Source organism: Shewanella sairae (assembly GCF_023283535.1).
GTDB lineage: Bacteria > Pseudomonadota > Gammaproteobacteria > Enterobacterales > Shewanellaceae > Shewanella > Shewanella sairae.
The window spans coordinates 1-17,547 of sequence record NZ_JAKILT010000036.1; the positions used below are offsets into that span (position 1 = coordinate 1).

Annotated in this window: 14 protein-coding genes; 8 read left to right on the forward strand and 6 right to left on the reverse strand. The window is 42.6% G+C overall.

From position 1 onward, the window contains the following. Positions 1-441 precede the first annotated feature (441 nt). A complete protein-coding gene (locus L2748_RS14905) occupies positions 442-825 on the forward strand; it encodes a hypothetical protein (RefSeq protein WP_220778325.1) in 384 nt (127 codons plus the stop codon). 588 nt (positions 826-1,413) lie between these two features. On the opposite strand, the gene L2748_RS14910 is transcribed toward L2748_RS14905, so the two are convergent. Further along, positions 1,414-1,725, reverse strand: a complete 312-nt coding sequence (locus L2748_RS14910; protein WP_220778324.1) for a hypothetical protein — start codon at positions 1,723-1,725, stop codon at positions 1,414-1,416. Positions 1,726-1,943: 218 nt separating this feature from the next. Between L2748_RS14910 and L2748_RS14915 the strand changes: the two genes are divergently transcribed. From L2748_RS14915 to L2748_RS14930, 4 genes are all read left to right on the forward strand, one after another. Next, positions 1,944-3,776: a hypothetical protein gene (locus L2748_RS14915; RefSeq protein ID WP_220778323.1), complete on the forward strand. Its 1,833-nt coding sequence runs from the start codon at positions 1,944-1,946 to the stop codon at positions 3,774-3,776. Positions 3,777-4,170: 394 nt separating this feature from the next. Then, the gene (locus L2748_RS14920) at positions 4,171-4,734 is read left to right on the forward strand and encodes an imm11 family protein (protein WP_220778322.1); all 564 of its coding nucleotides are present in this window, start codon (positions 4,171-4,173) and stop codon (positions 4,732-4,734) included. A 22-nt stretch (positions 4,735-4,756) separates the two neighbouring features. Then, the gene (locus L2748_RS14925) at positions 4,757-5,740 is read left to right on the forward strand and encodes a hypothetical protein (protein ID WP_220778321.1); all 984 of its coding nucleotides are present in this window, start codon (positions 4,757-4,759) and stop codon (positions 5,738-5,740) included. A gap of 14 nt (positions 5,741-5,754) precedes the next feature. Then, a complete protein-coding gene (locus L2748_RS14930) occupies positions 5,755-7,014 on the forward strand; it encodes a hypothetical protein (protein ID WP_220778318.1) in 1,260 nt (419 codons plus the stop codon). Between the two features lie 64 nt (positions 7,015-7,078). Here L2748_RS14930 and L2748_RS14935 read toward each other — a convergent pair whose 3' ends face one another. Further along, the gene (locus L2748_RS14935; RefSeq protein ID WP_220778317.1) at positions 7,079-8,497 is read right to left on the reverse strand and encodes a magnesium transporter; all 1,419 of its coding nucleotides are present in this window, start codon (positions 8,495-8,497) and stop codon (positions 7,079-7,081) included. Between the two features lie 414 nt (positions 8,498-8,911). Here L2748_RS14935 and L2748_RS14940 point away from each other — a divergent pair, with 414 nt between their 5' ends. Then, the gene (locus L2748_RS14940) at positions 8,912-9,385 is read left to right on the forward strand and encodes a peroxiredoxin (protein WP_220778316.1); all 474 of its coding nucleotides are present in this window, start codon (positions 8,912-8,914) and stop codon (positions 9,383-9,385) included. Positions 9,386-9,430: 45 nt separating this feature from the next. Here L2748_RS14940 and L2748_RS14945 read toward each other — a convergent pair whose 3' ends face one another. The 3 genes from L2748_RS14945 to ompR form a co-directional block, all read right to left on the reverse strand. Then, positions 9,431-11,371 (reverse strand): methyl-accepting chemotaxis protein, encoded by a 1,941-nt coding sequence (locus L2748_RS14945; protein WP_220778315.1) that lies wholly within the window; start codon positions 11,369-11,371, stop codon positions 9,431-9,433. A 94-nt stretch (positions 11,372-11,465) separates the two neighbouring features. Further along, entirely contained in the window at positions 11,466-12,788 is a 1,323-nt protein-coding gene (envZ, locus tag L2748_RS14950) for a two-component system sensor histidine kinase EnvZ (RefSeq protein WP_220778313.1), read from the reverse strand. Positions 12,789-12,834: 46 nt separating this feature from the next. Beyond that, the gene (gene ompR / locus L2748_RS14955; protein ID WP_220778309.1) at positions 12,835-13,560 is read right to left on the reverse strand and encodes an osmolarity response regulator transcription factor OmpR; all 726 of its coding nucleotides are present in this window, start codon (positions 13,558-13,560) and stop codon (positions 12,835-12,837) included. A 362-nt stretch (positions 13,561-13,922) separates the two neighbouring features. Here ompR and greB point away from each other — a divergent pair, with 362 nt between their 5' ends. Continuing rightward, positions 13,923-14,402, forward strand: coding sequence for a transcription elongation factor GreB (greB, locus tag L2748_RS14960; RefSeq protein WP_220778305.1), 480 nt, complete (start codon positions 13,923-13,925; stop codon positions 14,400-14,402). A gap of 140 nt (positions 14,403-14,542) precedes the next feature. Continuing rightward, positions 14,543-16,888: a Tex family protein gene (locus L2748_RS14965; protein ID WP_220778304.1), complete on the forward strand. Its 2,346-nt coding sequence runs from the start codon at positions 14,543-14,545 to the stop codon at positions 16,886-16,888. 118 nt (positions 16,889-17,006) lie between these two features. Here L2748_RS14965 and L2748_RS14970 read toward each other — a convergent pair whose 3' ends face one another. Then, the gene (locus tag L2748_RS14970; RefSeq protein WP_220778303.1) at positions 17,007-17,501 is read right to left on the reverse strand and encodes a hypothetical protein; all 495 of its coding nucleotides are present in this window, start codon (positions 17,499-17,501) and stop codon (positions 17,007-17,009) included. Between the last annotated feature and the right edge of the window lie 46 nt (positions 17,502-17,547).

Here is a 17,547-nt window from a genome sequence, read left to right on the forward strand (position 1 = left end):
CTTTATTCAGGCTCCTAGGTTCATCTGGTGATACAGATGGTCCACTCTATTAAGCGGTGGACAGCGCTTCATACGACCTCATGTCGCACGCCCCTTTATCATTTTCACGAATCAAAATGGTAAATAGTACAAGTAAAGCTTTGGCAATAGAGAAGTTAATGTGGGGAGCAAGATACAAGACCTGCCCCCGAATTAACATATAGGCCGGAGCCTAATGACTTTCTTCCTGCGTGAATATTGCACTTTATGTAACGATGGAGGTTCTTGGTCTCATTCAGGCAGAGAAACTGGGTATCAGTTCTTTTTATGTTGTAACTAATTGTTGATATAGTGATTTATTGTTAGTCTTGAGTATTCGCCAAGTGCTGCGGACCTGTTCTTATTAAGACCATTCTTATGCGGAATTCAGCCTTATATACCGTTATGTTTTTCGGAGATTTTGTGAACTTTACCAAATCAGATAAATCAATAAAAAAGGAATTACTTACATCAATCCCACTGTACATTTTGTCTGTTGTTTTACCTATTTTAGCTTGGCATGGTTGCCTTAAAGTAGATGACAATCCAGGCGTATGGTTTCAGCGAAGCGGATCATTGATGGTGCTATTCGCAGTATGGGTAGAATTTAAATTATTTAAAATAGGTAATTATTCATCACCTCGAAGCCCTGATGGGCAAACTTGGGATGATATGGCAACAGAAGATAATCTGAAAAATAAATATAGTACTCTCATTGAAAAGATGAAGTATCTTGCAGCTATACTCGCAATAATAGGCACGCTAATTTGGGGCTACGGTGATCTGTTTCTCAATCTAGTAAAATAAAAACATAATAAGGTGTTCAAGCGGGACTGTTAAAGTTTGGTTCGGTTTCGCTAAACATTATAGGCCCTTTAACAGGGCGTTAGCTTTATATTTTAATCTCAGGAGAGAATGGTTAGTGAAAAAGAAAGTGTTTGAGAAAAAAATTCTTAATCATGCAGAATGCTATTGCCGTAGGGGAGATACTTAGTGATTCCGTATAGCCGAATGTTATTCCTACCTAAGTTGACTTCGGTTTGGACTAGAGGGACAACTAGTAACATCGAGTAGCCAATTATGTGGTAATTTTTGTTTGGAGATGAATTTGAACACCAAACTCCATGAACCCCCTCAGCAACTCTCTTTTGTCATTGTTTTTATTTGTCTTTTTTTGTGGGGTGTCATGCTCTTAGCGTTTTGCTGTTTTAGCTTTTTGTACGTAGCATGATGAAGTCATCCTACGTACAAGTTTGGGTATTTAATCTTTTACATATGTTTGGATATACTGGTCCTGGCAGTCCTCGCATAAACTGATTTCATCTGACACTAGTGTTGCTATCTCATCGCACCAATCACAGCATGGGCTATGATTTTCATTATTCTTGTACATTTTTAATGTCCTCTTTTAGTGGTTGAATCATTCAACGTATCTCGTACTGATTTTCCAAACCCTCTTTTTAGGGACGCGTTGAGCGTGTACTCGATAAAATGAGAAGCTTTTCTTGAAGCCTCTGTAAATGATATTGATTCTTCTTGTGCTATTTGATGGCTCATTTCAACTAGGACTGCCTGCTCTCCATGCTCATGTATAGCCATTTGTAAGTGGTAGCTATCATTGTGGTTATTCAAAGCATTTACACGAGCCACAAATGTGGTAAATGAACGTAATCTAATTTCTCGAATGGTGTTGGCTAAATTGGTCATTAGTTCTTTTCCTAGGTTTTGTAATGGACAGCTAAAAGTGTACCTCTAAACCTAACTTTCTCAATCATTTAGACTGTCATTAATTGTTTTTTGTGGATTTTATAGTTAAAAGCTGCTTAACTACCTCTTCGTGAATATCTATGTGATACTAAACGTATTTATTCTTTAATGGTTCCACTTGAAATAGTGCTTATATGTAGTAGAAGGTATTTATATTTATGCTGAAAGACCTTTCTGAAGGCCAAAATTCCAAAGTGGATGGTTATGATTTACAGCAAAGAACGTTGATTACAATCCTTAACCACCGTCACCTTTTTCGCAGCAATCCATTTGAAGATGCTAAAAATGGAGTAATTGCCGAGTGGATGCAGTTACTAATGGTTGTTGAACGGATCAAGCACGATAAATCGTCAAGAGAGATTCTTGAAAAAGTTGATCGTTTAATTGAAGAGATTTTTTCTAACTCTGACGTAAATCATTGGGTAAAAGCCAATCGCTCCATCTTTAATTCTTATGCAAATACAGGGGATGAATTGAAGTGGGAAGCGGTTTCTTTGTTACTTGGTTGTTTAGATAATGGTGATAAATATAATACATATTTAGTCAATGCTTTCGAGCGTCAACAGGAGAGAACTGAGCGGGAGTCTAAGCAGCAAATAGTTAGAGTTCGGGACGCTAAGGTTATAAATATAGAGACGAAGATTTTACCTAGTTTAATGGAGGATTTTGATTTTCAAAACTTGAATGATTATAGACTGGGTTATCCTCATCATCTCATCATGCGTGCATACCGTTATGGTAATGATTTGCTCAAAAAGATAGCTAACTTGAATAGCTTTGATAACGATAAATTTCTGACTTTACGTGAGGATGTCGTTTCTAGTTATTTAGATTCTATTACCTCTGGTCAGACTAAGTATCCTACAAAAATGGATGTGGTTAGCGCGAGTAAATATCGTCATGATCTCATTCATTCATTTAATCGTGCTATTGAGGAAAAAGTCGCTAATAAGCTAAAGGAAGATGTAGAAGCTATTGAAAAGGCGTTAAATTTTAAGCGTATTCAATCTGCTGGATTCGCTCCAATTGTTACGGACATTACAGTGGCCGATTGCACTGTTCATCCTCAAGTTTCAGCTGAAAATTCCGAGTCGTATGATGAATCACTGGCACAGAGCTTGTGTGAAGAGCGGTTACAACTATCTTTTCAAAAATCTGAATTTATCAAAGCACTTAATGATGGTTATTACCGTCATTTTATTAGTGCTGTTTCTGATGCAGCATTCGAGCACATTGAAAAATCTAAAGAGTTAACCTGGAGGGGGAGTAACCACTTTAGGATGAGAAACTCTGAAAACTATATTTCTGGGTTGTGGAACTTTCAACATTGGAGTCTAGTTAGTTGTACTCAAGTATTCAATAAGCGCACTACGGCTTCATTTGTTGTTATGCAACGAGGGATGCATTTTTCTCATTGGTGCTTTAAGCAAGAAAAACAACGAAGGCAAACAATAAGGCAAAAAACAGAGCTCTTTGTGAAAGAAACAGAAGGGCGCTTTGGAAAAGCGTCAACTGTTCGTCAATCATATGAAGCTCTTAAAAAGTTCACTAAAGAATGCTTGCCGGAGATTATATATAGTCAAGTTCAGGAAAGATTACCGGTTGAGCAAAAAGGCTTATCTGATTTTTTTTCACCGTTAAACAGTGCAGTTGACCATAATTTTATTGGCTTTAATAAATCTATTCAGGAAAACTTTTATTGGTTGGGAGAACAACTGCCCACAGAGCCTATTGAGGCTATAGTCTTTTACCGAAAACTTGTAAGGTTAGTTCGCGACTTAGAAGCTAAAGGTGAGTTGGAGGTAGCTATTGAGGTTGTGATTAAATGCCTTACAGGGAAAGTCCTAGAGGACAAAAGTTCTGTTATACATTATTCGTACTCTAGGTTGAGTCCATTTGGTAACTATGACTTGCCAAATACGGTTGAGGTTTTTAATTTAAAGGAGCCTCTAAAGTTCCAAATAGATGTGTTTCCTGGTGTTCTAATTTAGGTGGCACTAGGTATCCAGTTCAAAACGAGGTGACAAAAGTTAGTTTTTACCTCCCGTAATAAAAGTACATATTACAATTCTCGTTTATTTGAGCTTGTTCCAATTTGTCAGCTTATGGTTATATTTTATGTCAGTATATGGTTATATCTTTAAGCTAAGTTATTGAAAGCTGAAAGCAGCCTATGTCAGGTTATGCTTCCAGCGACAACTCGTTAATAAGGGGCTTTTTGTTGCCCCATATTTGTTACTCTCTACGCCAGAAAAGCTAGGTTATATCCAATTGACGGTATTATTCGATAGTAAGTTAGCGCGGATCTGATAAGTAAATGCTATTGATTTACATGATATTATCAGAGACCATTTGCTCAGTAGTGGTTGCTGAGTATATTTGTTTATGAATTATTATTTGTTGTCTGCAGTATTTGAAGCTGACGAAGCGAGCTTCACAGAGCAACCACCTCAGCAGCTCAACTTTTATCACACCGAGCCTAAATCATTTGCTACGCCGCCAGTTGTCAGCCTTGATACTTTTTATGAAGGCCGGGCAATGTCTGACTTTTTAAAACTGGGTATTGGCTTTGTGGCTAGCAAAAGAGTGCAAAGTATCTTCCAGATAAACGGTTTTACCGGAATACAGTTTGTGCCTGTTGAGGTGTACGCTAACACTGTTAACCACAGTTTTGCATTTATGAATTGCATCGCAGATTATGATCTACTTGATGCTGTGGCGTCTAATGCCAAACGTTTTAAAGAGGTGATTGGTGGCTATGCTAAGGTGTCGGATGAGAAGCTTGATAAACACAAGTTTTTACGTAGCGCAATCACTCATGACTGCTTCACTCTGTCGAATTACAAACTGGTTTATTATGTCAATGAGCGAGTCAAACTCGCTCTAGAGCAAGCCGGCGTTAGCGGTATCGCTTTTATCCCTGCTGATTTCGCCGCTACATCGACATAGTGGGTGAGGGATTGAGAATATTATGGATAATGCACAAAAGTACCTAAGCCTTTATAACAAACTTGCCGAAGAACGCCAGCAAGGTTTTGCTGAGACATACCCTTACATTCGTTCATGGGATGAGTTGCAGCAATTATATAGCGTTGAACTTGAGCCAGAAGACACGGTTAAGTTACTTGTAAATCGAGATGACTTGCCGAAGGCGATAGCGAGATGTTTACGAGATACTCAGCCGATTGAGCTATTTGGATGTTATCAAGCGTTCACCACCCAAGATTGTCAGATGCTCAATGACGTTATCTTTCAGTCCACAAGGCAAAGGCTATTATCGAGCGCCATCACTGCTGGTGGCACAGATCACAGCAGTTTTTATCACAATATAGTGGCAGCTTTTGCAGCTAATGATTTTGAAATAATGCATACATTTGCACCCGCAGACTTACCATTTTGCAAGTATCCCTACTACAACGCCCCCGCGCTGAACCTCATTACTTCACTGTATTATCAAGATAGTGCTAAGCAAACAGAAGCATTAGCTTTAGCGGCAAAATTTTTACAAAAGAAACTGCCAGTGTTAGATGCTGCGGTTATCAATTTTCTAGTGGCGCTGATGCTAGGTGATAGTCATCGCGCGAGTGAAGCATTGCAGCAAGCTAGTCTTGGCTTTGCCCGCAGCCGGGTAAATAGCACACTGGAAAAATGTTTTGCGCTCGAGTTACACGGCCTTTATAACTTCGCTCGCTATATTGACCCTGTGTTATTTGCTCAAATCTGTATGCCAACAGCTGCTGGTTTTTCTAAATCGTTCGCTGAGTGGCAGCGAGATAATGCTTATGTAACGGGTAAGCTCTTTTATCAATATCCGCCAGAACGAGAATTGATGAATTTGATTTTAACTGCCAAATTACCTCAATTGACACTGATAGAGCATAAGAAGAATAGCTTTATCCAAGATGAGCCTGCCTTTTTGGGTAAGTTAATCGATGCCATAGTGCCAATCGGATAAGCGTGGGATATGTAGTGAACACAGTCGCCAGTATTCAAGATACAGTTCTCACCCCTTTTACGCGAAGCATGTTCCAGAAAGCCTCGTTAGTGATTGGTTTAGGCTTTCTACTTGGGGCGTGTTTTTATGGTGCTCAGGCTATTTCGCTAGTGCTAACCATTTTCGCAACGCTTTATGTCATCATCAGTTTTGTTTTTAAACCTAAGTTACGCCAACACATTTACCTTAAAGATGATGCGTTACGAATATCAAAGTTGGCGCAAATATCTAGCTTTGATAAATGGGTATTGGGTTGTTTCGTTGTGATTGTGGCAGCGAGCGATATCTATGCTTTGGCTAATATCAGCATACTAATGCTGGTAATTGTGGCCTATCAAATCTGCCTATCTGTATTGATTTACAGACGCTTGCATCGTCAGGACGAACTTGTTTTGCCCTTGGTAGAGAAGTATTTACTGCTGGAGAACAAACAGTCTAACTGTTTGCTACTGCAAAGGTTTGATATTTATATGGTTAAACAGCCCGCTGAAATATTACCCCTGCCAGCGGAGGTTTTAACTGAGCAAGATGAAGCTACACAGCGGCAACTTGAGTTTGTTGGCACTATCTCGCTTGAGGAAGATCCGTTCGAAGGTGATGATGCCAAAACGGTTATTGCGCAGCTCAATCAGCACCTATCCATGATGACGGGCCACACAATCACTAAAAAGTCATGGCGTGATGGAGTAAAGATATTTTTATTGAGCTTCACTGGTTTATACGCTTACGTTTTTTGGCTGCCAGGCCTGTTTAAGTTTATGTTTCCTGTTGGCCGCTATCGAAATAAGTTCGGTGATGTTATTTACAGGACTGAGTCAATGTCAGATGGGGGCGTGGTGTTTATGATGGTCATTGCGTTTATCATGCTCGCCCTGCCTTGTTTGGCCTACATATTTAGCTTTTATAGTGATGTTAAGTCTCGAACCTTTAAGTCCGTTTGCATCACTAAAGATGCAACTTGGCTGCTAACTCCCGGCATAAATGGCCATGATTCGAGAAAGATATCATGCGCCGAAATCGCTTATATTAGTCACGCCGATGTTCAAGTTGGAGCCGAAGATAGTGCTCCGCTACGTTTATCTATCGACGGTGATATAAAGCTAATTGGAGTGGATAGTCATCTCATTCCATTAAGTGGTTGGGTTTGGAGCGGCCGATATATTCTCAATTATTTAGTTAAATTGGGAGTGCCGGTGAGATTGGTGCCGCAAGAGAAAAAACCAAAGAATGAATAGTGCGCATAAAAAAGCCTAGCTGTTAGCTAGGCTTTGTGGTTTCTGTGCTCAGAAAATCCAACTGTTAGTATAAATACAAAATTGAAGCTAAACCTAAGAAGCAGAAGAAGCCGACCACATCAGTCACCGTGGTTAAAATCACCGAGCCAGATAGCGCTGCGTCTTGATTCATCTTCTGTAGAATCATAGGTACAACCACACCCGCAATTGCCGCCACCGCCATATTAATTAAAATGGCCGCGCCAATTACAGTGCCGATAATCGGGTCGTTAAACCAGTAGCCTGCAATTAAGCCTATCACCGTTGCCCACAGTACCCCATTTAAGATCCCAATCCCCAGTTCGTTCTTTAGTAGCGACATAAAGTTACCCGAGGAGATCTGTCCCATGGCCATGCCGCGGATCATCAAGGTGAGCGACTGGCTACCAGCGATACCGCCCATTGAGGCGACGATTGGCATCAATACCGCTAGGGCGACAACTTTCTCTAATACATTTTCAAACAGGCCAATTGTGGCTGAGGCTAAAAATGCGGTGAGTAAGTTAATCCCAAGCCAAACGGCGCGGCGACGTGCACCTACGGTAATCGGCGCGAACAAATCGTCATCCTCGTCCATACCCGCGGTTGCCATTAGCTGGGCTTCATAATGCTCTCGAACCAGTGCTGTTGCAGTACGTAGCGTCATACGACCAATCATGATGCCATTAGCATCAACAACGGCGATTTCTAATTCGTTACTGTGCTCAATCGCTTCTGCAGCTTCAATTAGGCTTGCATCTGCCAAGATTGAGCGACTGTCTTCCCATAGTAAGCTTTCTAACGTGCTTTCGGGCGCGGCGCGAAATACATCATGACGGCGAACACTACCTATGTATTTGTCGTCATCATCGAGCAAAAACACATGATCGTTACAGTCAAGCTTGATTCGACGGAAAAAACGCTGAGCTTGAGACACCGTAGAGGTGAGGTTTAGTGCTAAAAATTGGTGTTCAGCATAACGGCCAATTTCATTTTCAGAGTATTGGTCGTAACGATCATAGTGCTGACGTTGGCGTTCACCCATTTGCGACAGCGCACGTTCGGTCATCGCGTCAGATAAAGTGTCACTCCACTCAATCAAGTCTTCAGGTGATATTTGCGAGAACAGTAAGTCGAGCTCAGCTTCTGGCATCTCATCTAGAATACCGTTACGCGGATCGGCGCGCATTAAATCTAGTACGGCAATGCGCTCGTCAGAATCAACCTGTAACCAGCGCTCGTAACGCTCATCTAACGGTAACGACTCTAATAACAGCGCCACAGTACCAGACTCTGCTTCTTCGAGCATCTCGTCGAATAGCTCAGCCTGTTCCTCACCTTCAGCATTTGTCAGCTGCTCAACCGATTGGCTCACTTCGACCATGGCTAACTCAGGCGTTTCATATTCTGAATCGCGTAGCATTTGGTTGTTATCGATAGGGAGTTTATCTTTTGGCAATGGCATGGCTAACTGACCTTAAGTGAGGCTTTAAAAAGGGTGTAACTGACTTTTAAATGCTAATGTAAGAAAGCAAATACAAAAGCTGATATAAAAATTAGTACAAAAAAATTATTGATTAAATTGCTGACTCGCAATGAGTTTGCTAGTCATGGTTTAACCTAGCTGGGACTAATAATAGCATTTTGTACCCTTGATGTGATAGTTCTCTAACTTACTTGCGCTAGAACAATATTAGGAGAATAACATTTTGTCACTTAGTAAAAGCTCCTTGCCAATAGCTCTGGAAGGGTGAGTGGCTAAAGTTTATAGCTGGAAAATGTGAAAGCTATAACCTTGTATTCTATCTGTGTTTGTTTACCCATAACTGGGCTAGGATGAGATAACTAAAATCTGTCTCTTTTATAAAGGATAAAAACCATGATCGAACAAGGACAATCACTCCCTGCAGGTACATTGGCTCAGCTGACTAAAGACGGCATGGTTAACCATGATGTAGTAACGTTTTTTGCAGATAAGAAAGTTGTACTTTTTGCTGTACCTGGCGCATTTACACCGACTTGCTCTGAAGCGCACCTGCCAGGCTTTGTAGTATTGGCTGACCAATTAAAAGCTAAGGGTGTTGATGCTATCGCTTGTGTTTCGGTTAACGACGCATTTGTGATGAAAGCGTGGGGCGAAGCGCAAAATGCTGCTGAGCTAATGATGCTTGCCGATGGTGATGCAAGCTTTACTAAAGCCCTTGGCCTGGAAATGGATACTGCAGGCTTTGGTGGTATTCGTTCACAGCGTTATGCCATGGTGGTTGATAATGGAGTGGTCACTAGGTTGAATGTTGAGGCGCCAAAATCATTTGAAGTCAGTACCGCTGAAGCGATTTTAGCCACGCTTTAAAATGTCTCGGCATTAGTAAAAAGGAGCTGCTGGCTCCTTTTTTCATTAGGCTGTTTTAATCCCCAAACTCACTTCAATATTCTCAACGCTTTGCTGCACTTCACTGGCAATTACCTCACTTTGCTGCGACGCGGCTTGAGCATGATTCTTTAGGCTCTGCATTGCTGTCACAAACTCATCTAGATGTGCGACTTGTTCAAGTGTGCTATTAGCGCCTTGTTGAGCCGTACTCACCATTTCACTAGCTTGTGTTTGTACACTTTGAGCGACTTGCCATAAGCTTTGAGCGCGAGATTTCTGCGCTTGGGTCGCTTCTTCAATTCCTTGCACTCTTGTGTCTAAGTCACTGTTTGCTTGTGTCAGTTGATTCAATATTTGCATAATTTCTTTCAGCGATAATTGTGTACGCTGAGATAAATTACGCACCTCTTCTGCTACCACGGCAAAACCGCGACCCTGTTCGCCAGCTCTTGCTGCTTCAATAGCAGCATTTAGCGCGAGTAGATTGGTTTGCTCTGCAATGTTACCTATTACATCAATAATTTTAGAAACGTCGGTAACCGAAGTGGTTAGGCTAGCTAATGACTGATGACAATGTTGCACTGCTGTTTCTGTTTGTGCCGTCGCATCGAGCACAGCTTGTGATTCTTGCTGACTTTTTTGCATTTGCACCATAGTTTGTTGAGCGCTTTGCTCTACCTGCTCAGTAGTGAGGCTAACATCTTTGGCGAGTACTCGAATTTGTTCGGTTTGGCTTTGCGCTGTTAAGACTATGCTTTGAGTTTGTTCTGCGCTTGCAGAAATGTCTGTAATTCGTTCCACTAATTGTGAGAGAGATTGAGATACTTGGGTGATTTGTGTTCTTTGTTGCTCATCTTCTTTTTCAAAGCGTTGCAGCAGTTGGTTAAAGTGTCCTGCGATTTGCCCAGTTTCACAGCGGCGATGAATCGCTAAACGTTCGCGGCTATTGGATTCGCTTAGTTTTGAAAAGGCGTTATTTAGGTGTTTTAGCGGTTTAATGACTCGTCGCTGTTGTAGTATAAAATACCCAATAGCAAAGATGATAAGGATCGAGACCATGGTATAGATCGCGATCATGAGTTCTTGTTTTAACAGCTGGTTTTGTTTTTCTTGTTGGCTGCCTAAGTTCAACAAGATCTGTTCGATAATCGCGACATCTTTAATGAGTGCTTGCTGTGTGCGTTGGTTTTCAATCAGCAATGCATGGGTATTAGCGACTTCTTTATTGTAGCGTTTAGTCAAACTTAGTAGCTCATTTCGGTAAATTTCACCAACCTCAACTTGTTCCTCTTCGGCATCACCTAAAGCAAATTCATCAGCTTCTATCGTTTGATAAATGCCAAGCAGTACTAAGGTATTAAGTTCGTCATGCCAGATCTCAAGCTCGGTTATTAGGCTGGCTAAAATCGACTTTAAACGCTGCTCCTTGTCTATTAAGTAGCTCGATGTGACTTGAGATAGCTCATAAATAATTGGTGGCAGACGAGTCGTTAAAGCTATGTATTTATCCGCAAGTTGCGGATGTTCCGCTTGGCCTTGAAAGGCATAATCGGCAAGACGTCGATTATTGTCTATCATTTCTGACTCAGCATGGGCTAAGAGCTGACGCGGATTACCTGCGAGTTTTCCTGCCGCGCGGTATTCATTGTCTAGTGCTTGGATAAATCGGTTAAGTGTGGCCTGCAATTCTTCAGTGTTAACACCTACTTGCTGGCTGATTTGCTTTTGAATAGCGATTAAGTTGAGCTTTGCCTGTTCAAGCTGTCCAGCGTTTCCAGTGGATAGATAGCTATCAAGATCGCGTCTGATCTCGACTAAAAAGGTGGTTTGGATCTGCTGCAGTTCTGAGGTTTGTTGCTCGATAAATTGGCGTTCGTCACTACTCCAAAACACGACGCCAGCGAGCAATGCGGCGATAAGTAATAGAATCGCTGAGGCTGAGAGAGAAAGAGTTGAGATTTTCATATTCCACGCCAATTTTTTAAAGTGGCGATAGAATATGGCATTTGAGTTACAAAAAAATTACAAGAAACAATAGATTAATTCATCTTGAAGCGGATTACTCTTTAGGTAGCCAAATTTGGGCGTGTAATCCGCCTTCGCTGCGATTGGTTAAGATCACTTTACCTTGATGCCTGTCCACAATACGTTTAATAATCGCTAAGCCTAAGCCTGAGCCCACGCTGCCACGAGCGGTATCTCCTTGGGTAAAGGGTTGAAAAAGTTTAGGGATTTGCTGCTCTTCAATACCGGGACCATTGTCTTCGACACTAAAACCGACAAATTGACCGTTAAATTGAGAGCTGATTTTGACCCAGCCATTGCCATAGCGATAAGCATTTTCGACCAAGTTACTAAGAACACGCTTAATAGCAATGTCTTGCATAGGAATGACCGGGCACTCACTTAACTCGGAGTCGATACTACCTTCGCGATTTGATTCAGCTTGGATCACATCTTGGATCAGCGTGTTAATTTGCGAAGGGGCTCGGGTGCCTTCTTGATCTTGCCTAATATAGGAGATGAATTGATTGATAATGGCGTCCATATCTTCAATATCATGGACTATGCCGTCTTTTAGATACTGATCCTCCTCAACCATCATTTCAGAGGCTAAGCGAATACGGGTCAGTGGGGTGCGCAAATCGTGCGAGATCCCCGCCATTAAGAGTGCGCGATCTTGTTCTAGCTGCTTCATGCTGTGAGACATCTGATTAAAGGTATTAGTTACCTCCACGATCTCGCTTGAGCCACTTAAAGGCAAAGGTTTGGGGTAGTCGCCCCGTGACACGGCAATCGCGGCTTTTTGTAAGCGCCGTAGTGGACGGTTTTGCTGGCGGGCAAACCACCAACCACCGGCTACACTTAATGCGCCAATGACCATTAGGTACAAGGTGAGTGGCGATAGATTTTTCTCATTAAGCCCTGTCAGTGGCACTTTAATCCAGATAGAGGGCGCTTGTGGCGGTCGGATCCAGATTTCAAACTCTTCGCCTTGAGCAATGCGGACTTCTGCTTCTCCACCGAGATATTCGGACATCTGTGACGATAAAAAGCTGTAGTAGGTAGCACGCTCGATTCCAGCTTCTCGAGCTTGTTTTTGATTGTAAAAGTGCATGGCATCGTCACTCACTTTTGCATTGAGCGCATCAACCATAGTTAAGTGTTTACGATCAATATCGACTCCACCTACAAACAGTAGCTTAACCTGCCTAGCAATCAGCTGGTTAATTTGCTGATAGCTAGGCTTGATGAAGTACACCGCCACCGAGATATAAGACACTAACTGGTTAGTCAGTAGCAGGCAGCCAATCAACATGACAGTTTGGCTGAAAGAGCTACGCGGCAGGAAGCGCTGCCACCATCGCTTGTTTAAAGACACAGTTAGAAAGCCACCGTTATATAAGGCTCAGGTTCAATAAATAGCGTTACTTGCGTGATTGCCCGTCGGGCACAAACACGTAGCCAAGACCCCATACGGTTTGAATGTAACGTGGATTAGCAGCATCTTTTTCAATGAGTCGACGCAGTCGAGAAACCTGCACGTCAATAGAGCGTTCTAGTGCTGAGTAGTCACGGCCACGGGCGAGATTCATTAGTTTGTCACGAGATAATGGCTCTCGCGGATGACTGACTAATACTTTGAGTACAGCAAACTCGCCGCTAGTGAGCGCAATGCTTTCTTCACCGTGATGCATTTCGCGAGTCGCAAGATTAAGTGAGAATTCACCAAAGGTGATCTCTTCTTCTTGCTGAGTAGGTGCGCCTGGTACTTCAGGTGTTTGACGACGCATAACCGCTTTAATTCGTGCCAGTAACTCTCTTGGGTTAAACGGTTTAGGTAAGTAATCATCTGCGCCTAATTCTAAGCCGATGATTCTATCAACTTCGTCGCCTTTCGCTGTTAGCATCACAATGGGAATTGGGTTACCTGTTTGGCGCAATCTGCGGCAGATAGACAGGCCATCTTCGCCAGGCAACATAAGATCTAGCACCAGTAGGTGAAAATTTTCTCGCTCGAGTAATCGGTCCATCTGTTCAGCATTGGCCGCGCTGCGCACTTGATAACCTTGCTCCATCAAATAGCGTTCTAGCAACGCGCGCAATCTCATATCATCGTCTACAACGAGAATTTTAGAGGTTTCTTGTCCCATGCTCAGGTCCCTTTGTTCTTTTTTTCTAGCCCGTAAAGCAGAGTATTACTCTAGGAAAATGGCTGATATTGATGCTATTCGTCCTAATATAGCTGTTTTAATATGTTAATGACTAGCATACATTTTAACTTAAAGGTTAATGTGTGGCTTGAGTTCGGTTTCGCCCCAGTCTAAGCTATTGTATATAGGGATAAATTGGTTATTTTCTTTCTCAGTTTGAAATTGTAAGCAAATTGAATAGGGCTTTGTTTCGAGCCTGTTTTAACTGAACGATTTAGCTAGCGAATAGCTGAGCCTAGTCAGATCTGTGCTATGCTTTTCGTCCATCTAATTTGATTAACTCTGTTTAGAAAGTAGAACTTATGAGAACCGCTATCGTCACCCGTGAAGGTTTCGAAAAATTACAAAAAGAGCTGAACTATCTTTGGCGTGAACATCGACCTGAAATTACTAAAATTGTTAGCTGGGCTGCTAGTTTAGGCGACCGAAGCGAAAACGCAGATTACACTTTCAACAAGAGAAAACTACGTGAAATAGACCGTAGAGTTCGTTATTTGCGTAAAACTCTCGAAAATGTACAAGTGGTTGATTACTCGCCGGCGCAAGAAGGGAAGGTGTTTTTCGGGGCTTGGGTTGAAATTGAAAATGATGATGGCAATAAACTGCAGTTTAAAATTGTCGGTTACGATGAAATTTTTGGCCGCAAAGACTATATTTCGATTGATTCGCCTATGGCGCGTGGCTTACTGAAAAAAGAAGTCGATGACGAAGCGGTGATCAAGACCCCAAACGGTGAACAGGTTTGGTATATCAATCGCATTTCCTATCAAGGCTTCGAGTAGTTTCTCTAGCTTCTGTTACACGTGCGCCGCTGTTCCGCGGCGCAAATAGCATAATTGCCTTAGTATTAGCATTAACCAAAGCCATGTGCTGTGGTATCTTTGGCAAAACCTCCTTTATCAACTAGGCTCGACTTCTATTTATGCAAAATATTGCACAGCTCATCGCTGAAGAACTTAACGTTCGCCAGCAACAAGTTACCGATACTATTTCATTACTCGATGATGGTGCGACCGTACCGTTTATTGCTCGCTACCGTAAAGAAGCTACGGGTGGCTTAGATGATGCGCAGTTACGCACATTAAACAGTCGTCTTAGTTACTTACGCGATTTAAATGATCGTCGTAACGTTATTTTGTCGAGCATTGAAGCCCAAAGTAAGTTAACGCCCGAGCTGAAAGCAGCCATTAATGCAGCTGATAGTAAAACTCGCCTAGAAGATTTGTATTTACCTTATAAGCCTAAGCGCCGCACCAAAGGCTTAATTGCTATTGAGGCAGGCATAGAGCCGTTAGCTGATTTCTTATTGGCAAACCGCCAAGCTGATTGTGACGCCAAGGCTAGCGAATATATCAATGTAGCTGCTGGTTTTAGCGATGCCAAAGCGGTACTCGACGGTGCGCGTTTCATTTTGATGGAGCGTTTTGCTGAAGATGCAGAGCTACTGCAGAAAATCCGTACTCAAGTAGAGCAAAATGCTGTGCTTGAAAGCCGTATGGTAAAGGGCAAAGAAAAAGAAGGCGCTAAGTTTAGAGATTACTTTGAACATACTGAAAAGCTAACTAAAGTGCCTTCACATCGTGCGCTGGCGATGCTTCGTGGTCGTAATGAGGGCATGCTAAGCCTTAATATCAATGCGGATCCACAGCAAGAGCCAAAGCAGGCGAGTTACTGTGAAGTGATTATTATCGAGCACTTCAAGCTTGGCTTAAGTAACACAGCTGTCGATACTTGGTTAAAGACAGTGGTTGCGGCAACGTGGAAAGTGAAGATTGCCCTGCAGATGGAAACTGAGTTTCTGGGCCGTATGCGTGAAACCGCCGAACAAGAAGCGATTAAAGTGTTTGCGCGCAACTTGGGTGACCTGTTAATGGCGGCACCAGCGGGAGCTAAAGCGACATTGGGCCTAGATCCTGGTCTACGTTCTGGTGTGAAAGTGGCGATTGTAAACGACACCGGCAAGCTGATGGCTCACACCACTATTTTCCCACATGCACCACAAAACCAGTGGGACAAGTCGGTAAGAACTCTAGCTAATCTTGTGAAAATGCATAAGGTTGAGTTAATTGCGATTGGTAATGGCACTGCATCACGGGAGACCGATAAGCTAGCTGCTGATTTGATTAGCCAAGTTAAAGCTGATTTGCCAAGACTGACCAAGATTATGGTGAGTGAAGCGGGCGCATCGGTTTACTCGGCATCTGAGCTGGCCTCTGAAGAATTCCCTGGTATCGATGTCTCTATTCGTGGCGCAGTTTCTATTGCTCGTCGCTTACAAGATCCGTTAGCTGAATTAGTTAAAATCGAACCTAAAGCCATTGGTGTGGGTCAATATCAGCATGACGTTAGTCAAAGTTCGCTATCTAGTTCACTAGAGGCTGTAGTTGAGGATTGCGTAAACGGCGTGGGTGTTGATGTGAATATGGCGTCAGCTCCGTTGCTGGCTCAGGTTGCTGGTTTGAATAAAACCTTAGCACGCAATATTGTGGCTCACCGTGACGAACAAGGTCGCTTTAATAACCGTAAAGCGCTACTTAAAGTTGCGCGCCTTGGACCTAAAGCCTATGAACAAGCGGCAGGTTTCTTACGTATTACTGAAGGTGATAACCCGCTAGATAGCTCGGCTGTTCACCCAGAGGCTTATGCTTTAGTCGAGTCTATCGCCACAGCGAAAGGCGTATCAGTCGCTGAAATTATCGGTAACTCAGAGCTACTAAAAGCGCTTGAAGCCAAAGATTTCATTACCAGTGAATTTGGTTTACCAACGGTAACCGATATCCTGGCAGAACTTGATAAGCCGGGACGCGATCCACGCGGTGAATTTAAAACTGCGACCTTTAAAGAGGGCGTGGAAGAAATTAAAGATCTTAAGCTAGATATGATCTTAGAAGGCGTTGTGACTAACGTGACTAACTTCGGCGCCTTTATTGATGTTGGTGTGCATCAAGACGGTTTAGTGCATATCTCGTCAATGACCGACAAGTTTATTGATGATCCACATAAGGTGGTTAAAGCGGGCGACATCGTTAAAGTTAAAGTGATGGAAGTGGATGCAGAGCGTCGTCGTATAGGCTTAAGCATGCGCCTTGAAGACAAAGCTGGTGATGCACCTAAGAGTGCTCCGCGCCCAGCAAGCAACCATAACAAAGGCGCCCCGAATAAAGGTGCTAATCAACGTCCACAGCAAAAGACGCATAAGCCAAAACAGCAGGCCAATGCCGCCATGGGTAATGCTTTTGCTGATGCGTTCGCTAAACTGAAAAAGTAACAGTGTAACGCTGGATTTTGGTGGCCGTTAAATAAGCCACAAGCCAAATAAAAAACCGACAACTCAGCGTGTCGGTTTTTTTATGGGTTGTAAAGTATTTGGTCGTTGATTTAAAACGTTAGGCAGTTTCTAAAAATGTCGGTAGTAAATCAGGCTCTGTGCGCTGCTGATAAAAGGCTTCAATGCGTATGCCAAAGTCTTGATAAAACTGCAGTGATTCATCAGGCATAGGGTGTTTATTGGCTTCTTTCTCGCTAACGGGCAGCTGTTGTACCGGTAATTTAATATCACTGCGCTTGAGTGGCGCTCGCTGACTTAAAAGCTGCTTTAGGTTAAGTGCTTGGCTTTGTTTCTGTTTTTCTTGGCCAGATTGCTCTTGTTGCTGTGATTGGCCCTGCTGTTTATCTTGTACTGATTCACGCAGCTTGGCTTGAGTCTGAGTTTGGTCGGCTGTACGTTCATGTTGCGGATTAAAGGCGCGTTCTTCATGGCCTTTAGTTGGCTGTTGTGGTGGGATTATTGGTGGTCGTTGTTGACTATCCGTGCGTGCGGCATCTGTTGCGGCATTGGTTGTCGCAATAGGCACATTAGGATAGTTGGTGACCACTAACATTTTATTGTCCCACCTATTTTCTTGATTAATATTTATGTTTAAATAT

Coding starts and splice junctions, on each gene's coding strand:
- L2748_RS14910 (WP_220778324.1), bottom strand. CDS start 1,725: ATGACCAATTTAGCCAACACCATTCGAGAAATTAGATTACGTTCATTT.
- L2748_RS14915 (WP_220778323.1), top strand. CDS start 1,944: ATGCTGAAAGACCTTTCTGAAGGCCAAAATTCCAAAGTGGATGGTTAT.
- L2748_RS14920 (WP_220778322.1), top strand. CDS start 4,171: ATGAATTATTATTTGTTGTCTGCAGTATTTGAAGCTGACGAAGCGAGC.
- L2748_RS14925 (WP_220778321.1), top strand. CDS start 4,757: ATGGATAATGCACAAAAGTACCTAAGCCTTTATAACAAACTTGCCGAA.
- L2748_RS14935 (WP_220778317.1), bottom strand. CDS start 8,497: ATGCCATTGCCAAAAGATAAACTCCCTATCGATAACAACCAAATGCTA.
- L2748_RS14940 (WP_220778316.1), top strand. CDS start 8,912: ATGATCGAACAAGGACAATCACTCCCTGCAGGTACATTGGCTCAGCTG.
- L2748_RS14945 (WP_220778315.1), bottom strand. CDS start 11,371: ATGAAAATCTCAACTCTTTCTCTCTCAGCCTCAGCGATTCTATTACTT.
- ompR (WP_220778309.1), bottom strand. CDS start 13,560: ATGGGACAAGAAACCTCTAAAATTCTCGTTGTAGACGATGATATGAGA.
- greB (WP_220778305.1), top strand. CDS start 13,923: ATGAGAACCGCTATCGTCACCCGTGAAGGTTTCGAAAAATTACAAAAA.
- L2748_RS14965 (WP_220778304.1), top strand. CDS start 14,543: ATGCAAAATATTGCACAGCTCATCGCTGAAGAACTTAACGTTCGCCAG.
- L2748_RS14970 (WP_220778303.1), bottom strand. CDS start 17,501: ATGTTAGTGGTCACCAACTATCCTAATGTGCCTATTGCGACAACCAAT.